We start from the raw sequence: 13676 nt of genomic DNA, 5'->3' as shown, positions 1-13676 counted from the left end.
CCTTTCTTGTGTCGGCTGGGCCGAGCGGTCAGCGCGAGTAGAACTCGACGACCAGGTTCGGTTCCATCTGGACCGGATACGGAATGTCGGCCAGCAGCGGGACGCGGACGAAGCGGCCCTTCAGGGCGCCGGAGTCGACTTCCAGGTAGTCCGGGGTGTCGCGCTCACCCGAGGCGGAGGCCTCGAGGATGAGGGCCATCTGCTTGGACTTGGCGCGCACCTCGATGGTGTCGCCTTCCTTGATCTGGGCCGACGGGATGTTCAGGCGGCGGCCGTTGACCAGGATGTGGCCATGGTTGATGATCTGGCGCGCGGCGAACGGGGTCGGCGCGAACTTCATGCGGTAGACCACCGCGTCCAGGCGGCGCTCCAGCAGGCCCACCAGGTTCTCGCCGGTGTCGCCCTTGCGGCGCACGGCCTCGGCGTAGATGCGGCGGAACTGCTTCTCGCCGATGTTGCCGTAGTAGCCCTTCAGCTTCTGCTTCGCCATGAGCTGCAGGCCGTAGTCGGACGGCTTCTTGCGGCGCTGGCCGTGCTGGCCCGGGCCATACTCACGCTTGTTGATCGGCGACTTGCCGCGGCCCCAGAGGTTGACGCCGAGGCGGCGGTCGATCTTGTACTTGGACTGTTGACGCTTGGCCATTTTGGTCCTCGATGGAACACGAGTTGGTTTTGTCCCGGTAGTTCCGCGGAACAGGCCGCGGACGGGGCGCAAACAAGAGGCACGCCCGCTTTCCCAGGAGTGAAGGCGCGCACTATACGGATTCGGCGCGCCTTGTCAAACCATGAGTCGGATCAAACCAAGAGTCGTCAGACCAGGAGGCCGGAACGAAGACTCAGCAGCACTCGTCCTCGAGTTGCCGCAGCATGGCCAGCCCTTCCTCGTCCTCGTGTTCCTCGAAGAGGTCGGAGATGTAATAGACATTGGCGCAGAGCAGGCACAGCCCGTCCGCCTGCCGTTTCAGCGGATCGTCGGCGACCGCCAGCTTCGCCCGGAAGCGTTCCCAGAAGGCGTTGGTCTTGGCCGGGTCGTTGATGTGCATGTACAGGCGCTCGATGATGCGGCGGGAATTGCCCTCGCAGTCGATGCCCTTGAAGGAGACGTAGCGGTCGGGAGTGTCGGTTGCGTCCACGGTCGTGATTCCCACAAAGGAGGATGTCTCGACATTCCTCATCGCGGAAGGCGGGTCCCGGAACAAGACCCGCTGCACGAACGGCGGGCGGACGGCGTGAACGGCGGGTGTTCTGCGCGAACGGTTCGCGCCCCACCTGCTCAGGCGGCGTGCGACAGCTCGTCCTCGGCGAACTCAAGCAGCGTGTTCAGCCGCTGCGGGGTCAACGCCTCGATCCCCTCGTGCCACATCACCTCGCCGAACAGAGCGTGAAGGGCGGCGAGACGCTCCGGCGCCATGCCGGTCAGGCGGTCGCCATAATACTCCACCACGAGCTGGTCCACATAGGCGCGGTCGTCGTCCTGGAAGGCCATGGCCGTATCTCCTCGTCATCGTGGCGCCCACCCGATGCGGGCGCCGGCCATGGCCTTGTTCTACGCCTGCGGCGGCGCCGGAGGATTGAGGCGGATCAACCGCCCCCGGAAGTCACAGCCCGGCCGGAACAACCCTGATGCGCGCAAGGGGAAGGGCTAGAGAGCCAGCAGTTTCTTCAACCGCTCGATCCGACCGCGGCTGACCGGCACGCGGGGGGAGCCGGGAGCGGCCATGACGAAGGCGGCCCGCCCGTCACTGCGGTCGATGGCCTGGGCGTGGCGCAGGTTGACCAGATAGCGGCGGTGCGCCCGCACGAACTGCCGCCCGTCGAGGCGCGCCTCCAGCTCCGACAGGGAGAGCGAGCAGAAGAAGGCGCCGTCCGCCGTGTGGACCCGCGTGTAATGGCCGTCGGCCTGCACATAGACCGCGTCGGCGGGGTCGATCAGAACCACGCCCTGGCGCGTCGTGATGGGCAGCTTCACCAGCGGCGTGACCGGTTCGGGCGCCGTGTCCGCGGGCGGCGGCGGCTCGGGAAGCGCCTTGCCGTTCACCTCGAACAGCATCAGGGCCAGCGCGGCCCCGCCGCCCGACGGCAGGGCGGTGGCCTTCACCACGATGGTCCGCCCCGGCAGGGCCACCATCATCGAGCTGGCCGCCGCCGGGGAGTCCGGGTCATGCGCCGCGGCCAGAAGCAGCTCCACCTTGGCGCGGCTGCCCGGCGGGTGCAGGTCGTGCAGGCTGGCGCCCAGCAGCGGACGGTCGCGGCCCAGCATCCGGGCCACGGCGGCGTTGACCGACACCACGCGCCGGTCGCCGTCGAGCAGGACGAGGCCAACGTCCATATGCTGCAAGGTGTATTCCATGGGGCAGTATAGGCCGCGATCCGCCCCGGATGGGAAGAGGTTCGGGAGAGGTTACGCTTCGCCCTTGCGCCGCCCGGTCAGCGCCGCGACGACGCCGTGGAAGGTGCGGACCTCCTGCTCGGTCATCTGCATCCGCTCCAGCGCGTTGCGCAGCGTGCGGACCATCGAGGGGCGCTTCTCCGGCGAGGTGAAGAAGCCGGTCCGGTCGAGGTCGCCCTCCAGATGCTCGAAGAAGTTCAGAAGCTCCGCCTTGGTCGCCGGGCGGGTCTGGCCGGTGTGCAGAACGCGGTCGGGCGGGATCTCGCCGGTCTGGAACCACTCGTAGCCGATCAGCAGCACCGCCTGCGCCAGGTTGAGCGAGGAGAAGGCGGGGTTGAGCGGAACGGTGATCAGCGTTGAAGCCAGCGTCAGGTCATCGTTGACCAGCCCCGTGCGCTCCGGCCCGAACAGCACGCCGGTCTTGTGCCCGGAGTCGACATGGGCGCGCAGCTCGGTCGCCGCGACGCGCGGGGTGACGAACTCCTGGATCATCCCGCGGGTGCGGACGGTGGTGGCGAAGACCACGTTCAGGTCGGCCACGGCCTCCGCCGTCGTCTCGTAGAGCTTCGCCCCGTCCAGCACCAGGTCGGCGCCCGACGCCGCGGCCACCGCCTTCTCGTTCGGCCAGCCGTCGCGCGGCTTCACCAGACGCAGCTCGGTCAGGCCGCAGTTGAGCATGGCCCGCGCGCAGGCGCCGATGTTCTCGCCGAGCTGGGGCTGCACGAGGATGATGGTCGGGCCGCCCAGGACGGAGGGCCGGTTGGGGTCTTTGCCGGAGGTCATGATCTGAACTTTGGTCTCAGCTTCGCGGTGTTGCGCCGCCTTTAAACAGCTTGAATGTGTAACTGTCCACCAGCGCCTCCATCGACGCCTCGATGATGTTGGTGGAGACGCCCAGCGTGGACCATTCCGCCCCGTCGCCGTTGCGCGAGCGGATCAGCACGCGCGGCATGGCGCCGGTGCCGTCCTTGGCGGCCAGGATGCGCACGCGGTAGTCGGACAGCTTCACCCCGTCGAGCAGCGGGTACAGCGGCTCCAGCGCCTTGCGCATCGCGGTGTCCAGCGCGTTGACCGGGCCGTTGCCCGACGCCACCTCGTGATACTCTGTGCCGCCGATCTTCACCCGCACCACCGCCTCGGACTCGACCACCAGCTCGCCCTTGGCGTTGTAGCGGCGCTCGTCGGTCACGTGGAAGCGCTTCAGGGTGAAATAGTCGGGCACCTCGCCCAGTTCCCGGCGGACCAGAAGCTCGAAGCTGGCCTCGGCGGTGTCGTAGGCGTAGCCCTCGGTGTCGCGCTGCTTCACGAGGTCGAGCAGGCGGTTCAGCCGCTCGTCCTTCGGGTCGACGGCCATGCCCATCTCGCGCAGCCGCGCGATGACGTTGGAACGGCCCGCCTGGTCCGACATGACGATCTGCCGGCGGTTGCCGACCGCCTCCGGCTCGACATGCTCGTAGGAGGACGGGTCCTTCTCCACGGCGGAGACGTGCAGCCCGCCCTTGTGGGCGAAGGCGCTGGCGCCGACGTAAGGGGCGTGGCGGTTCGGCGCGCGGTTCAGCCGCTCGTCGAACTTGCGGCTGATCTCGGTCAGCAGCGGCAGGTCGGCGGGCTTGATGCCGACGTCGTAGCCCATCTTCAGCATCAGCGACGGGATCAGCGACACGAGGTTGGCGTTGCCGCAGCGCTCGCCCAGCCCGTTGATCGTCCCCTGCACCATCCGCACCCCGGCCCGCACCGCGGCCAGCGAGTTGGCGACGGCGTTCTCGGTGTCGTTGTGGCAGTGGATGCCCAGCCGGTCGCCGGGAATGCCGTGCTCATCGATCACTTGCCGGACGATCTCGTCGATCTCGTGCGGCAGCGTGCCGCCGTTGGTGTCGCACAGCACGACCCAGCGCGCCCCGGCCTCGTAGGCGGCCCTGATGCAGGACGCGGCGTAGGCCGGGTTGCGCTTGTAGCCGTCGAAGAAATGCTCGGCGTCGAACAGCGCCTCGCCCTTGGCGGCCTTCAGCGCGGCGATGCTGTCGGCGATCAGCTCGATGTTTTCCTCGCGCGGGATGGCCAGCGCCACGTCGACGTGGAAGTCCCAGGTCTTGCCGACGATGCAGACGGCGCGCGCCTTGGACTGGATCAGCGCGGCGAGCTGCGGGTCGTTCGCGGTGCTGCGGCCGGGACGGCGCGTCATGCCGAAGGCGGTGAAGGTCGAGCGGGCGAGGTCCGGCGCCTCGGCGAAGAACTGGTCGTCGGTCGGGTTGGCGCCGGGCCAGCCGCCTTCCACATAGTCGATTCCCAGCCGGTCGAGATCGCGGGCGATGGCGATCTTGTCGGCGACGGAAAAATCCACGTCCTGGGTCTGCGCCCCGTCGCGCAGGGTGGTATCGTACAGATAGATGCGTTCGCCCGTCATTGCCGCCGCCCGAAGAAATTGGTCGCCCGAAGGAAGGTCATAGGACTGTCCGGAGGGCCGGAAGAATGGACGATGCGCTTCGCCATCTCAATGCTTTTGATCGAACCCGCCAGGAATGCGGGGCTTTGCCGCGCCGGCCATAGGCACGCAATGGAGGTAATAGGACAAATGTACTGACCGAATAAACCATCGTCTGTGCTACACAGCCGCCCCTCTGCATGGCGCCCATCTCACGGGTGCGGTACTCTTTTCTGGCCGGACGCCTGTTGGTCTGTATGATCACCGGCTCTTCTGAACGGATGGATTGGACACTGTGACTCCCGCGGGTGACGACGACCAGGACAAGCTCGTCGTGGTGATCGACGACGAGCGGACGGTTCTGCAGGCCCTCAACCTCCTGCTGGAGATGTGGGGGTATCGGGTCGTCACCGCCGAAAGCGAGGGGGAGGCCGTCGACCGCCTGTCCACCGCCGGGGAAACCCCCCACGCCATCCTGGCCGACTACCGCCTGCGCGAGGGGCGCACCGGGGTGCAGGCCATCGACCGCATCCGCGCGGAGTCCGGGGCCGAGGTGCCGGGCGTCATCATCACGGGCGACACCTCCACCGAAGGGCTGCGCGACGCCCGGGCCCGCGGCTTGACCGTCCTGCAGAAGCCGGTGCTGCCGCCCCATCTCCAGGCGGTGCTGACCAAGGTCCTGCGGGAGCAGCCCGCCGGTACGGCGTGACGGGGCCGGCCGGCATGGACGTTCCCTTACCGCCGGCGCCCGCCGAACCGCCCAGGCCGAAGCGCCGCCGCGTCGTCGCGGACGGGCGGCTGTTCCGGTCCTGGGAAAGCTGGGTGGTCTTCGGGCTGGGGCTGCTGCTGACCGGCCTCGCCTGGCTGCTGCTGACCGAGCAGAACCACCGGCTGGCCGAGGCGCGCTTCCGCGCGCTGGCCGGCGATCTGGCGGGCGCCGTCACGGAGCGGCTCGACACCTACGAACAGATGCTCCAGGGCGCCGTGGCGATGGTGGACGCCGGCGGCGGGCAGGTCAGCCGCACCGAATGGCGGGCCTACGTCACCGGCCTGCATGTGGAGGACCGCTATCCCGGCATTCAGGGCATCGGCTACGCCAAGCGCGTGAAGGCCCACGACCGGGAGCAGCACGAGGCGTCGCTGCACGCCGCCGGCTTCTACAGCTACCGCGTGACGCCGGAGGGGGAGCGGCCCGAATATTTCCCGATCGTCTACATTGAGCCCTTCGCCAGCCGCAACCTGCGGGCCTTCGGCTTCGACATGCACGCCGAGCCGACCCGCCAGACCGCCATGGAGCGCGCCCGGGGCACCGGCACCGCCGCGGCGACCGCGCGGCTGCGGCTGGTCCAGGAAACCGACGAGGACGTGCAGCCGGGCTTCCTCATCTATGTGCCGGTCTACGACCAGACCATGCCGCTGACCACCGCCGCCGACCGGCGCGAGGCGCTGCTGGGCTTCGTCTACAGCCCCTTCCGCGCGCATGACCTGATGCGCAGCATCATGGGCCAGGGCGGGTCCCAGCTTCTGGACATCCGCGTCTATGACGGGACGGAGACCACGCCGGACTCGCTGATGTTCGATTCCGCGCCCAGCCGGGACGCCTTCCGCGACGTCCTGCGCATCGAGGTGTTCGGGCGCCCCTGGACGCTGGTTCTGTCCGGCACCCACGCCTTCGAGGAGAGCGTGGCCAGCGCCACGCCGCGGGGGGTGCTGTTCGCCGGCCTGATCATCACGCTGCTCCTGGTCGCCACCGTCAACTCCGTGCTGCAGGACCGCGACCGCATGGCCGAGCTGCGCCGCAGCTACGACGCGCTGGCGCTGGCGCGCGCGGAGGCGGAGCAGGCCAACGCCGCCAAGTCGCGATTCCTGGCCGCGGCCAGCCACGACCTGCGCCAGCCGCTCCAGACGCTGGGCATCTATCTGCACATGATCGGCGAACAGACGGAGAATCCCCGGCAGCGCAAGCTGGTGGACGCCGCCCGGGACGGGTTCGAGGCGACGCAGCGCCTGCTCAACTCGCTGATGGACATCGCCACGCTGGAGACCGGGGTGATCAGCCCGCAGCTGTCCGAGCTGGACCTGTCCGTCTTCCTGGAGCGCATCTGCGAGGAGGGCCGGCTGGAGGCCGCCGGCAAGGGCCTGGGCTTCCGCGTCACCTGCGGCGGCGCCCGCGTGACGACCGACCCGGCGATGCTGGAGCGGATCGTGCGCAACCTGCTGAACAACGCGCTGAAATACACGCACAGCGGCACCATCCGCGTGACCTGCCGGCAGGCGCGCGGCTTCACCGCCATCAAGGTGCAGGACACCGGCCCCGGCATTCCGCAGGACCGGCTGCATCTCATCTTCGAGGACTTCTACCAGATCGGCAATCCGGAGCGCGACCGGCGCAAGGGCCTCGGCCTCGGCCTCGCCACGGTGGCGCGGCTCAGCCGCCTGCTCGGCTACCGGGTGCGGGTGCTGTCGCGCCCGGGCCGCGGCGCCATCTTCCTGGTCGAGATTCCCGACGAGGCGACCGGTCCCCGCCCGACCACCGAGACGGCGGCCTCGGCGGTCTGACGCCCGCGGGCGCCTGCCCGGAAAGGTTTTGGCAATCGCCGACGCCGGCGTCCCCCGTCCGCGCGGGGGAAGCCGGCGATCGAACCGGCGGGCCGCCGAGTCGGCGATTGCCAAACCCGTGCGGGCGCCTCCGGGGTCAGGCCGTCGCCGGCCGCGCCGAGCGGGCGCGCATCAGGATCCACACCGCCGACACGCCGGCCAGCTTGGACGCGAGGCTGGCCGCCCACACCATCGGGTCCCAGATGCCGAGCATGCCGAAGAACAGCGCCGTGTCCACCGGCACCGACAGGGCGGCGCTGATCCACAGCCGGTCGCGCAGCGGGCGGCGGGTGACGGTGAAGACGCCCCAGTCGATCAGCTCCGACACCGCGAAGGCGGTGACGCTGGCCGTCGCGACGAAGGGGTCGGCCAGCAGGAAGGACAGCACCGTGGCGGCCAGCATGGCGGCCAGCGACCAGTGGCCGTAGCGGACCTGGACCATGTCGCGCAGGACGAAGATCAACCCGGCCCAGCATGACCACACGAGGTCGAGATGCGGCGCCAGGCTGAAGGCGTAGTTGATGGCGAGTACGCTGCCGATGTAGGCGGCGAGCCAGAGCATGACGGAATCCTCCAAAAGCCACCCGCGGAAATACGGGCGCGAACGACGGCGCCACCCGCGTGAATGCGAGCGCTCCGCAGCGGTCTTGTAACAGCTTCGAACCCCTGGCGTGAACCCTCGGCGCGCGCCGGTGCGGACGGGGCGCAACCGGCGGAAACGTCTTACCCCCATCTCGGTTCCCCGAATGCGCCGCCGCCCCTAGCGCATCCGGACGATGCCCTGGCGCGTTCGTTCGGGGAGGCGAAACGAAAGAGACCCCGAAAGGCGAGGGCGATGGCGGCGGCAGCTATGGCGACTGGAGTGGGCGGCACACGGGATCACGCGCTGGACGCGGCGCGCAGCCTGCTGATGATCCTCGGCGTGCCCTACCACGCGGCGCTGATCTACACGCCGGGCTACGACTGGGTGATGAACTCGCCCGACGGCATCGCCTGGATCGGGCTGTTCGCGGACTTCATCCACAGCTTCCGCATGCCCGCCTTCTTCCTGATCTCCGGCCTGCTGATCGCCCACAGCCTGCGCCGCCACGGGCCGCGGGCGGTGCTGACCTCGCGGGCCTCGCGGCTGCTGGTGCCGCTCGTCGCCATGGCGGCGACGTTGAACGTCGCGCAGTTATGGATGGAGACCCGCGCCATCGACCCCGGCCTGACCGCCGGCGAGTTCGTCACCCGGACCATCCCCGCGGCCTTCTGGAGCGGCGGGCTCGTCTATCACCTGTGGTTCCTGGTCGAGCTGTTTGTCAGCGTCCTGGCGCTCTGCCTCACCTACCCGCTGCTGGTCGCGCTGCACCGGCGGATGGCCGAACGCGCGCCGGGGCTGGCCCGCTGGCTGGCCGACCCGCCGGACTGGCTGCCGCCGCTCCTGCTCAGCCTCGTCATGATGGGGGTGCTGGGGTTCGACAACATCTCCGACCTGCTGGTGACGCCGCTGGTGCCGACCAACTCGACGGCGGTGAGCATCGTCGTCTCGGCGGGCTTCTTCGCGGTCGGGGTGCTGATCGCCCATTGGCCGGGCGGGGCCGCGCGCTACGCCAGGGCGAGCTGGGGCGTGGCCCTGACCTATCTGGTCTGCTTCGCCGTCCACATCGGCATGGTCGGCGTGGAGAAGCCCATGCCGATCCGCTTCCTCGACGAGGCGCTGCGCGCCGTCGCCGCCTGGTCGGCCTTCCGCTTCGTCCTCGGCCTGACGCAGTCCTTCTTCTCGGCGGAAAGCCGCCGGGTGCGGGCGCTGTCGCAGGCCTCCTACACCATCTACCTGCTGCACCATCTGGTGGTCATGGCCCTGGGCTTCGCCCTGCTGGCCGTCACCGCCCCGCCCCTGCTGGAGTTCGCCGCGATCACCGCGGTCGGCCTGTTCGTGCCGCTGGCGGTCCATCACGGGCTGGTCCGCCGCTCGCCGACGCTGCGCTTCCTGATGAACGGCGTCCCGCCGGGCGAGGCGAAGAAGCGAAGCACCCCGGCGCGCGGCCGCGAGACGATGGCGCGCCGGACCGGCTGAACGCCGGCAAGGCCAAGCCGTCTTAGACCATGGTCGCATGCCCGCACCTCCGCGCCGGCTTTGCCCGGCGGGCGTCGCTGAAGTAACCTATAGGTCATCCGCCCACGTTCCCCGGCCGGCCTTCCGGCATCGGGTGGCGGCTTGGGGTGTTGGATGCCATGCCGATGCTTTTCGGGACCCGCATTGTGACCAGCCATCCGGCCTCGGACGCTCTCCTCTCCGATGCTCCGCCCAGCGGCCCCATGCCCAGCTCCTTGCCGCCCAGCTCCTCGCCGCCCAGCCCGCCCCTGCCAAGGGCCGTCTCGATGGCGGAGGACGCCCGCGCCGCCGCGCGGGACCTCTTCGAGGGGCTGTGCGGGCGCAACCCCGCCGCCGCGGACGGGCTGGAGATGGTGCTGGTCTTCTGCTCCGCGCACTATGACCGGGTGGAGCTGGCGGCGGCCCTGGCCGAGCTGTTCGGGCCGGTGCCGGTGGTCGGCTGCACCACGGCGGGCGAGATCACGCCCTTCGGCTACGCCGCCGGGTCGCTGGTCGGCATCGGCTTCCCGCGCGCCGACTTCACCATCGCCACCCAGCGCATCGACGACCTCGACCGCTTCTCCATCGCCGAGGCGCCGCGCGTCCTGCGCAGCCTGATGGAGCAGCGCGACGTCGCCTTGGCCGCCCGCGCCAAGGCCTTCCCCGACCATGGCAGCTTCGCCTTCCTGATGATCGACGGCATGTCGCGGGCCGAGGAGATGGTTGTCAGCGCGCTGCACAGCGTGCTGATGGACATCCCGCTGTTCGGCGGCTCCGCCGGGGACGAGCTGCGCTTCGAGCGCACCTTCGTCCTGCACGAGGGACGGTTCCACACCAACGCCGCCGTGCTGATGCTGGTCACCACGGCGCGCCGCTTCGTGGTCTTCCGGACCGAGCATTTCGTGGCGTCCGACGCCAAGATGGTGGTGACCGGCGCCGACCCGCAGCGCCGCATCGTCACCGAGATCAACGCCGAGCCGGCGGGCCGCGAGTACGCCCGCATGGTCGGGCTGGAGGGGGAGCCGCTGACCCCCCTGATCTTCGCCGCCTATCCCGTCGTCGTGCGGGTGGGGGGCGAGTACCATGTCCGCTCCATCCAGAAGGTCAACGACGACGAGAGCCTGACCTTCTACTGCGCCATCGACGAGGGCATCGTGCTGACCGTCGCGCGCGGCGTCGACCCGGTGGAGAATCTTGAGGAGATGATGCGCAAGCTGGCCGCGGAGGTCGGCGGGCCGCCGGACCTCGTGCTCGGCTGCGACTGCATCCTGCGCCGGCTGGAGCTGGAGCAGCGGCAGCTCAAGCACGTCATGTCGGCGGCGCTGGCGCGGCACAACGTCGTCGGCTTCTGCGCCTACGGCGAACAGTACAACGCCATGCACGTCAACCAGACCTTCACCGGTGTCGCGATAGGTGCGCGATGACGCTCATCTTCGACTGGCGGGAACCGTCCCGCCCATCTGCCGATCCATCGCCCGCCCCCCTCCCGGTCACCGGCGAGGACAAGCGGCTGGAGGCGCTGGAGCGCGAGAACGCCAAGCTCCGCCGCATCAACCAAGTGCTGATGGACCGGGTGGAGCGGTCGATGGACGTGCAGGGGGGCGCCTTCTCCCTGTTCCAGACCGCCATCGTCCTGGAGCAGAAGGTGCGCGAGCGCACGCTGGAGCTGGAGCGCGCCCTGCGCGAGCTGGAGGACAGCCACCGCGCGCTGGCCCGCGCCAAGGAGCTGGCCGACACCATGCGCAGCCGCCTGTCGGAGGCCATCGAGTCGGTCAACGAGGGCTTCGCCATCTTCGACGCCGACGACCGGCTGGTCCTGTGCAACAGCAAGTATCTGGCCCTGTGGCCGGAGATCCGCGACCGCATCCTGCCGGGCATCCGCTTCCAGGAGATCGCCGAGCTGGCGGCCTCCTCGCGCACCATCGCCGACGCCTACCCGCGGCCCGACCGCTGGCTGTCGGAGCGGCTGGCCCAGCACCGGGCGCTGAAGGGTCCCTACGTCTACCGGCTGGCCGACGGGCGCTGGGTCCAGGTCAACGAGCGGCGGACCCGCGACGGCGGGGTGGTCGGCGTCTACACCGACATCACCGACATCAAGGAGCATGAGACCCGCCGCCGCGAACGCGAGCTGGCCGAGAAGTCGGCGCTCCTCCAGGCGACGCTGGACAACATCGCCCAGGGGGTCGGGGTGTACGACCGCGACCAGCGGCTGGTCGCCTGGAACGAACGCTTCACCGGCCTGCTGCGCCTGCCCGCCAAGGTGGCGGAACGCGGGGCGGGCTTCGCCGACTTCGTGCTTCACCACGCCGCCCTCGGCGATCGCGGCCTGTCGCTGAAGGCGCTGATGATGCCGAGCTGCCTCGTCGAGCAGCCCTGGCTGGACGACACGGTGCTGGAAATCAGCCGCAACCCCATGCCGGGCGGCGGCTTCGTCCTGACCTTCACCGACATCACCGAGCGCAAGCGCGCCGAGCAGGCGCTGCGCGACAGCGAGGAGCGCATCCGGCTGGTCACCGACGCCGTGCCAGCGCTGATCGCCTATGTCGACGCCGAGCAGCGCTTCCGCTTCGTCAACAAGGCCTATGAGGGCTGGTTCAACCGCAAGCGCGAGGAGATCGAGGGCCAGCCCATGTGGGCGGCGCTGGGCGACCTCTATTACGAGGTGCGACGCTCCTACGTGCTGCGGGCGCTGGCCGGGGAGGAGGTCACCTTCGACCTGGAACTGCCCGGCGAGAACGGCGCCCCGCGCTACGCCGTCGCCACCTACATCCCGCATTTCGGCGAGCGGCGCGGCGGCGGCAAGCCGGAGGTGCTGGGCTATTTCGGCCTGATCCACGACATCACCGAGCGGCGGATGGCGGCGGAGGCGCTGGCCGACGCCAAGGACAGCCTGGAGCGCCGCGTCGTCGAGCGCACCGCCGAGCTGACCCGGCTCAACAGCCAGCTCCAGCAGGAGATCGCCGAGCGCATCGCGGCGGAGGAGGCGCTGCGTCTCGCCAAGGCGGAGGCGGAGCAGGCCAACCTGTCCAAGACCCGCTTCCTGGCGGCGGCCAGCCACGACCTGCTGCAACCGCTGAACGCGGCGCGGCTGTTCGTCTCGGCGCTGGGCGACCTGGAGCAGCCGGAGCCCAACCGCGGGCTGGTCGACAACGTCGACGTCGCCCTGGCGTCGGTCGAGGACCTGTTGTCGGCGCTGCTCGACATCTCCAAGCTGGACGCCGGGGCGGTGCGGCCGGAGATCGCCGATTTCCCGATCAAGAGCCTGTTCGGCGCGCTGGCCACCGAATACGCGGCGGTGGCGAAGGAGCGCGGGCTGGAGCTGAGCGTCGTTCCCAGCCACGCCGTGGTGCGCAGCGACATCCGGCTGCTCCGCCGCATCCTGCAGAACTTCCTGTCCAACGCCCTGCGCTACACCCAGGCGAAGAGGGCGGCGGAAGGAGGGGAAAAGGGAGGGGCCGGACGCGTTCTGGTCGGCTGCCGGCGGACGCGCGAGGGCCTGCGGATCGAGGTGTGGGACACCGGCCCCGGCGTGCCCGCCGACAAGCTGGACGAGATCTTCCAGGAGTTCCGCCGCCTCGACACGCCCTGCGCCAACGAGCGGGTGCGCGGCATGGGCCTCGGCCTCGCCATTGTGGAGCGGGTGGCGCGGATGCTCGACCACCCGATCACCGTGCGCTCGCAGCCGGGGCGGGGGTCGGTCTTCGCGGTGACGGTGCCCTTCGGGCGCTACGCCCGCCCGGTACGCGCGCTGGAGGCGCCGGTGCGCACATCCTCGAACCGGCTGGCCGGCACGCGGGTTCTGGTGATCGACAACGAGCCGGCGGTGCTGGCCGGGATGCGCGCGCTTCTGGAGGGTTGGGGGTGCAGCGTCGCCACCGCGGCGTCGGGCGACGAGGCCCTGGCCGGGCTGGGAGCGGTGGCGCCGGACGTGCTGTTCGCCGACTACCACCTGGACGACGGGGTGATCGGCTTCACCGAGATCGCGCGGGTGCGCGAGCGCTGCGGGGCGGACCTGCCGTCGGTCCTGATCACCGCCAACCGCACCGCCGAGGTGGTGGAGGAGGCGCAGGCCAGGGGCTGCCACGTGCTGAACAAGCCGGTGCGGCCGGCGCAGCTTCGCGCGGTGATGACGGGGCTTCTGGGGTAGCGGGGAAACGGTGCGGGGGCAACGGGGCGCCCCAAGGGCCTCC

The 13676-nt window shown here is 69.9% G+C and carries 12 protein-coding genes; 5 read left to right on the top strand and 7 right to left on the bottom strand.

The window, feature by feature from the left end; translation table 11 throughout:
- Positions 1–28 precede the first annotated feature (28 nt).
- From rpsD to cimA, 6 genes are all read right to left on the bottom strand, one after another.
- Positions 29–643 carry a 30S ribosomal protein S4 gene (gene rpsD / locus ABVN73_RS02020; RefSeq protein ID WP_353858710.1) on the bottom strand — a complete coding sequence of 205 codons (615 nt, stop codon included), beginning with the start codon at positions 641–643 and terminating at the stop codon, positions 29–31.
- A gap of 193 nt (positions 644–836) precedes the next feature.
- Positions 837–1133: a N(2)-fixation sustaining protein CowN gene (gene cowN / locus ABVN73_RS02015; RefSeq protein WP_353858709.1), complete on the bottom strand. Its 297-nt coding sequence runs from the start codon at positions 1131–1133 to the stop codon at positions 837–839.
- Positions 1134–1273: 140 nt separating this feature from the next.
- Positions 1274–1486, bottom strand: a complete 213-nt coding sequence (locus ABVN73_RS02010) for a hypothetical protein (RefSeq protein WP_353858708.1) — start codon at positions 1484–1486, stop codon at positions 1274–1276.
- Between the two features lie 156 nt (positions 1487–1642).
- Positions 1643–2329 (bottom strand): PAS domain-containing transcriptional regulator, encoded by a 687-nt coding sequence (locus tag ABVN73_RS02005; protein ID WP_353858707.1) that lies wholly within the window; start codon positions 2327–2329, stop codon positions 1643–1645.
- A 72-nt stretch (positions 2330–2401) separates the two neighbouring features.
- Positions 2402–3172, bottom strand: coding sequence for an RNA methyltransferase (locus ABVN73_RS02000; protein ID WP_353858706.1), 771 nt, complete (start codon positions 3170–3172; stop codon positions 2402–2404).
- A 16-nt stretch (positions 3173–3188) separates the two neighbouring features.
- Positions 3189–4793 carry a citramalate synthase gene (cimA, locus tag ABVN73_RS01995; RefSeq protein ID WP_353858705.1) on the bottom strand — a complete coding sequence of 535 codons (1605 nt, stop codon included), beginning with the start codon at positions 4791–4793 and terminating at the stop codon, positions 3189–3191.
- A gap of 313 nt (positions 4794–5106) precedes the next feature.
- On the opposite strand from cimA, the gene ABVN73_RS01990 reads away from it, so the two are divergent.
- Complete coding sequence (locus tag ABVN73_RS01990; RefSeq protein ID WP_353858704.1) at positions 5107–5520, top strand: response regulator; 414 nt, start codon at positions 5107–5109, stop codon at positions 5518–5520.
- A 14-nt stretch (positions 5521–5534) separates the two neighbouring features.
- Positions 5535–7370, top strand: coding sequence for a CHASE domain-containing protein (locus tag ABVN73_RS01985; protein ID WP_353858703.1), 1836 nt, complete (start codon positions 5535–5537; stop codon positions 7368–7370).
- 136 nt (positions 7371–7506) lie between these two features.
- Here ABVN73_RS01985 and ABVN73_RS01980 read toward each other — a convergent pair whose 3' ends face one another.
- The gene (locus ABVN73_RS01980; RefSeq protein ID WP_353858702.1) at positions 7507–7971 is read right to left on the bottom strand and encodes a preQ0 transporter; all 465 of its coding nucleotides are present in this window, start codon (positions 7969–7971) and stop codon (positions 7507–7509) included.
- A gap of 288 nt (positions 7972–8259) precedes the next feature.
- Between ABVN73_RS01980 and ABVN73_RS01975 the strand changes: the two genes are divergently transcribed.
- From ABVN73_RS01975 to ABVN73_RS01965, 3 genes are all read left to right on the top strand, one after another.
- A complete protein-coding gene (locus ABVN73_RS01975; protein ID WP_353858701.1) occupies positions 8260–9468 on the top strand; it encodes an acyltransferase family protein in 1209 nt (402 codons plus the stop codon).
- Between the two features lie 305 nt (positions 9469–9773).
- Positions 9774–10910: a nitric oxide-sensing protein NosP gene (gene nosP, locus ABVN73_RS01970; RefSeq protein ID WP_353858700.1), complete on the top strand. Its 1137-nt coding sequence runs from the start codon at positions 9774–9776 to the stop codon at positions 10908–10910.
- Entirely contained in the window at positions 10907–13633 is a 2727-nt protein-coding gene (locus tag ABVN73_RS01965) for a NahK/ErcS family hybrid sensor histidine kinase/response regulator (protein ID WP_353858699.1), read from the top strand. The genes nosP and ABVN73_RS01965 overlap by 4 nt, the downstream gene beginning before the upstream one ends.
- Positions 13634–13676: the final 43 nt, after the last annotated feature.

Origin of the sequence: Azospirillum formosense, assembly GCF_040500525.1 — a bacterium.
In the GTDB taxonomy this organism is placed as follows: Bacteria; Pseudomonadota; Alphaproteobacteria; order Azospirillales; family Azospirillaceae; genus Azospirillum; species Azospirillum formosense_A.
The sequence above is the reverse complement of the archived record's forward strand: the minus strand, read 5'-3'. Positions and strand labels throughout refer to the sequence as shown.

What these genes read in the sequence shown, in the direction of transcription:
- rpsD (WP_353858710.1), bottom strand. Translation starts at nt 643, where the DNA reads ATGGCCAAGCGTCAACAGTCCAAGTACAAGATCGACCGCCGCCTCGGC.
- ABVN73_RS02010 (WP_353858708.1), bottom strand. Translation starts at nt 1,486, where the DNA reads ATGGCCTTCCAGGACGACGACCGCGCCTATGTGGACCAGCTCGTGGTG.
- ABVN73_RS02005 (WP_353858707.1), bottom strand. Translation starts at nt 2,329, where the DNA reads ATGGACGTTGGCCTCGTCCTGCTCGACGGCGACCGGCGCGTGGTGTCG.
- ABVN73_RS02000 (WP_353858706.1), bottom strand. Translation starts at nt 3,172, where the DNA reads ATGACCTCCGGCAAAGACCCCAACCGGCCCTCCGTCCTGGGCGGCCCG.
- cimA (WP_353858705.1), bottom strand. Translation starts at nt 4,793, where the DNA reads ATGACGGGCGAACGCATCTATCTGTACGATACCACCCTGCGCGACGGG.
- ABVN73_RS01985 (WP_353858703.1), top strand. Translation starts at nt 5,535, where the DNA reads ATGGACGTTCCCTTACCGCCGGCGCCCGCCGAACCGCCCAGGCCGAAG.
- ABVN73_RS01980 (WP_353858702.1), bottom strand. Translation starts at nt 7,971, where the DNA reads ATGCTCTGGCTCGCCGCCTACATCGGCAGCGTACTCGCCATCAACTAC.
- ABVN73_RS01975 (WP_353858701.1), top strand. Translation starts at nt 8,260, where the DNA reads ATGGCGACTGGAGTGGGCGGCACACGGGATCACGCGCTGGACGCGGCG.
- nosP (WP_353858700.1), top strand. Translation starts at nt 9,774, where the DNA reads ATGGCGGAGGACGCCCGCGCCGCCGCGCGGGACCTCTTCGAGGGGCTG.
- ABVN73_RS01965 (WP_353858699.1), top strand. Translation starts at nt 10,907, where the DNA reads ATGACGCTCATCTTCGACTGGCGGGAACCGTCCCGCCCATCTGCCGAT.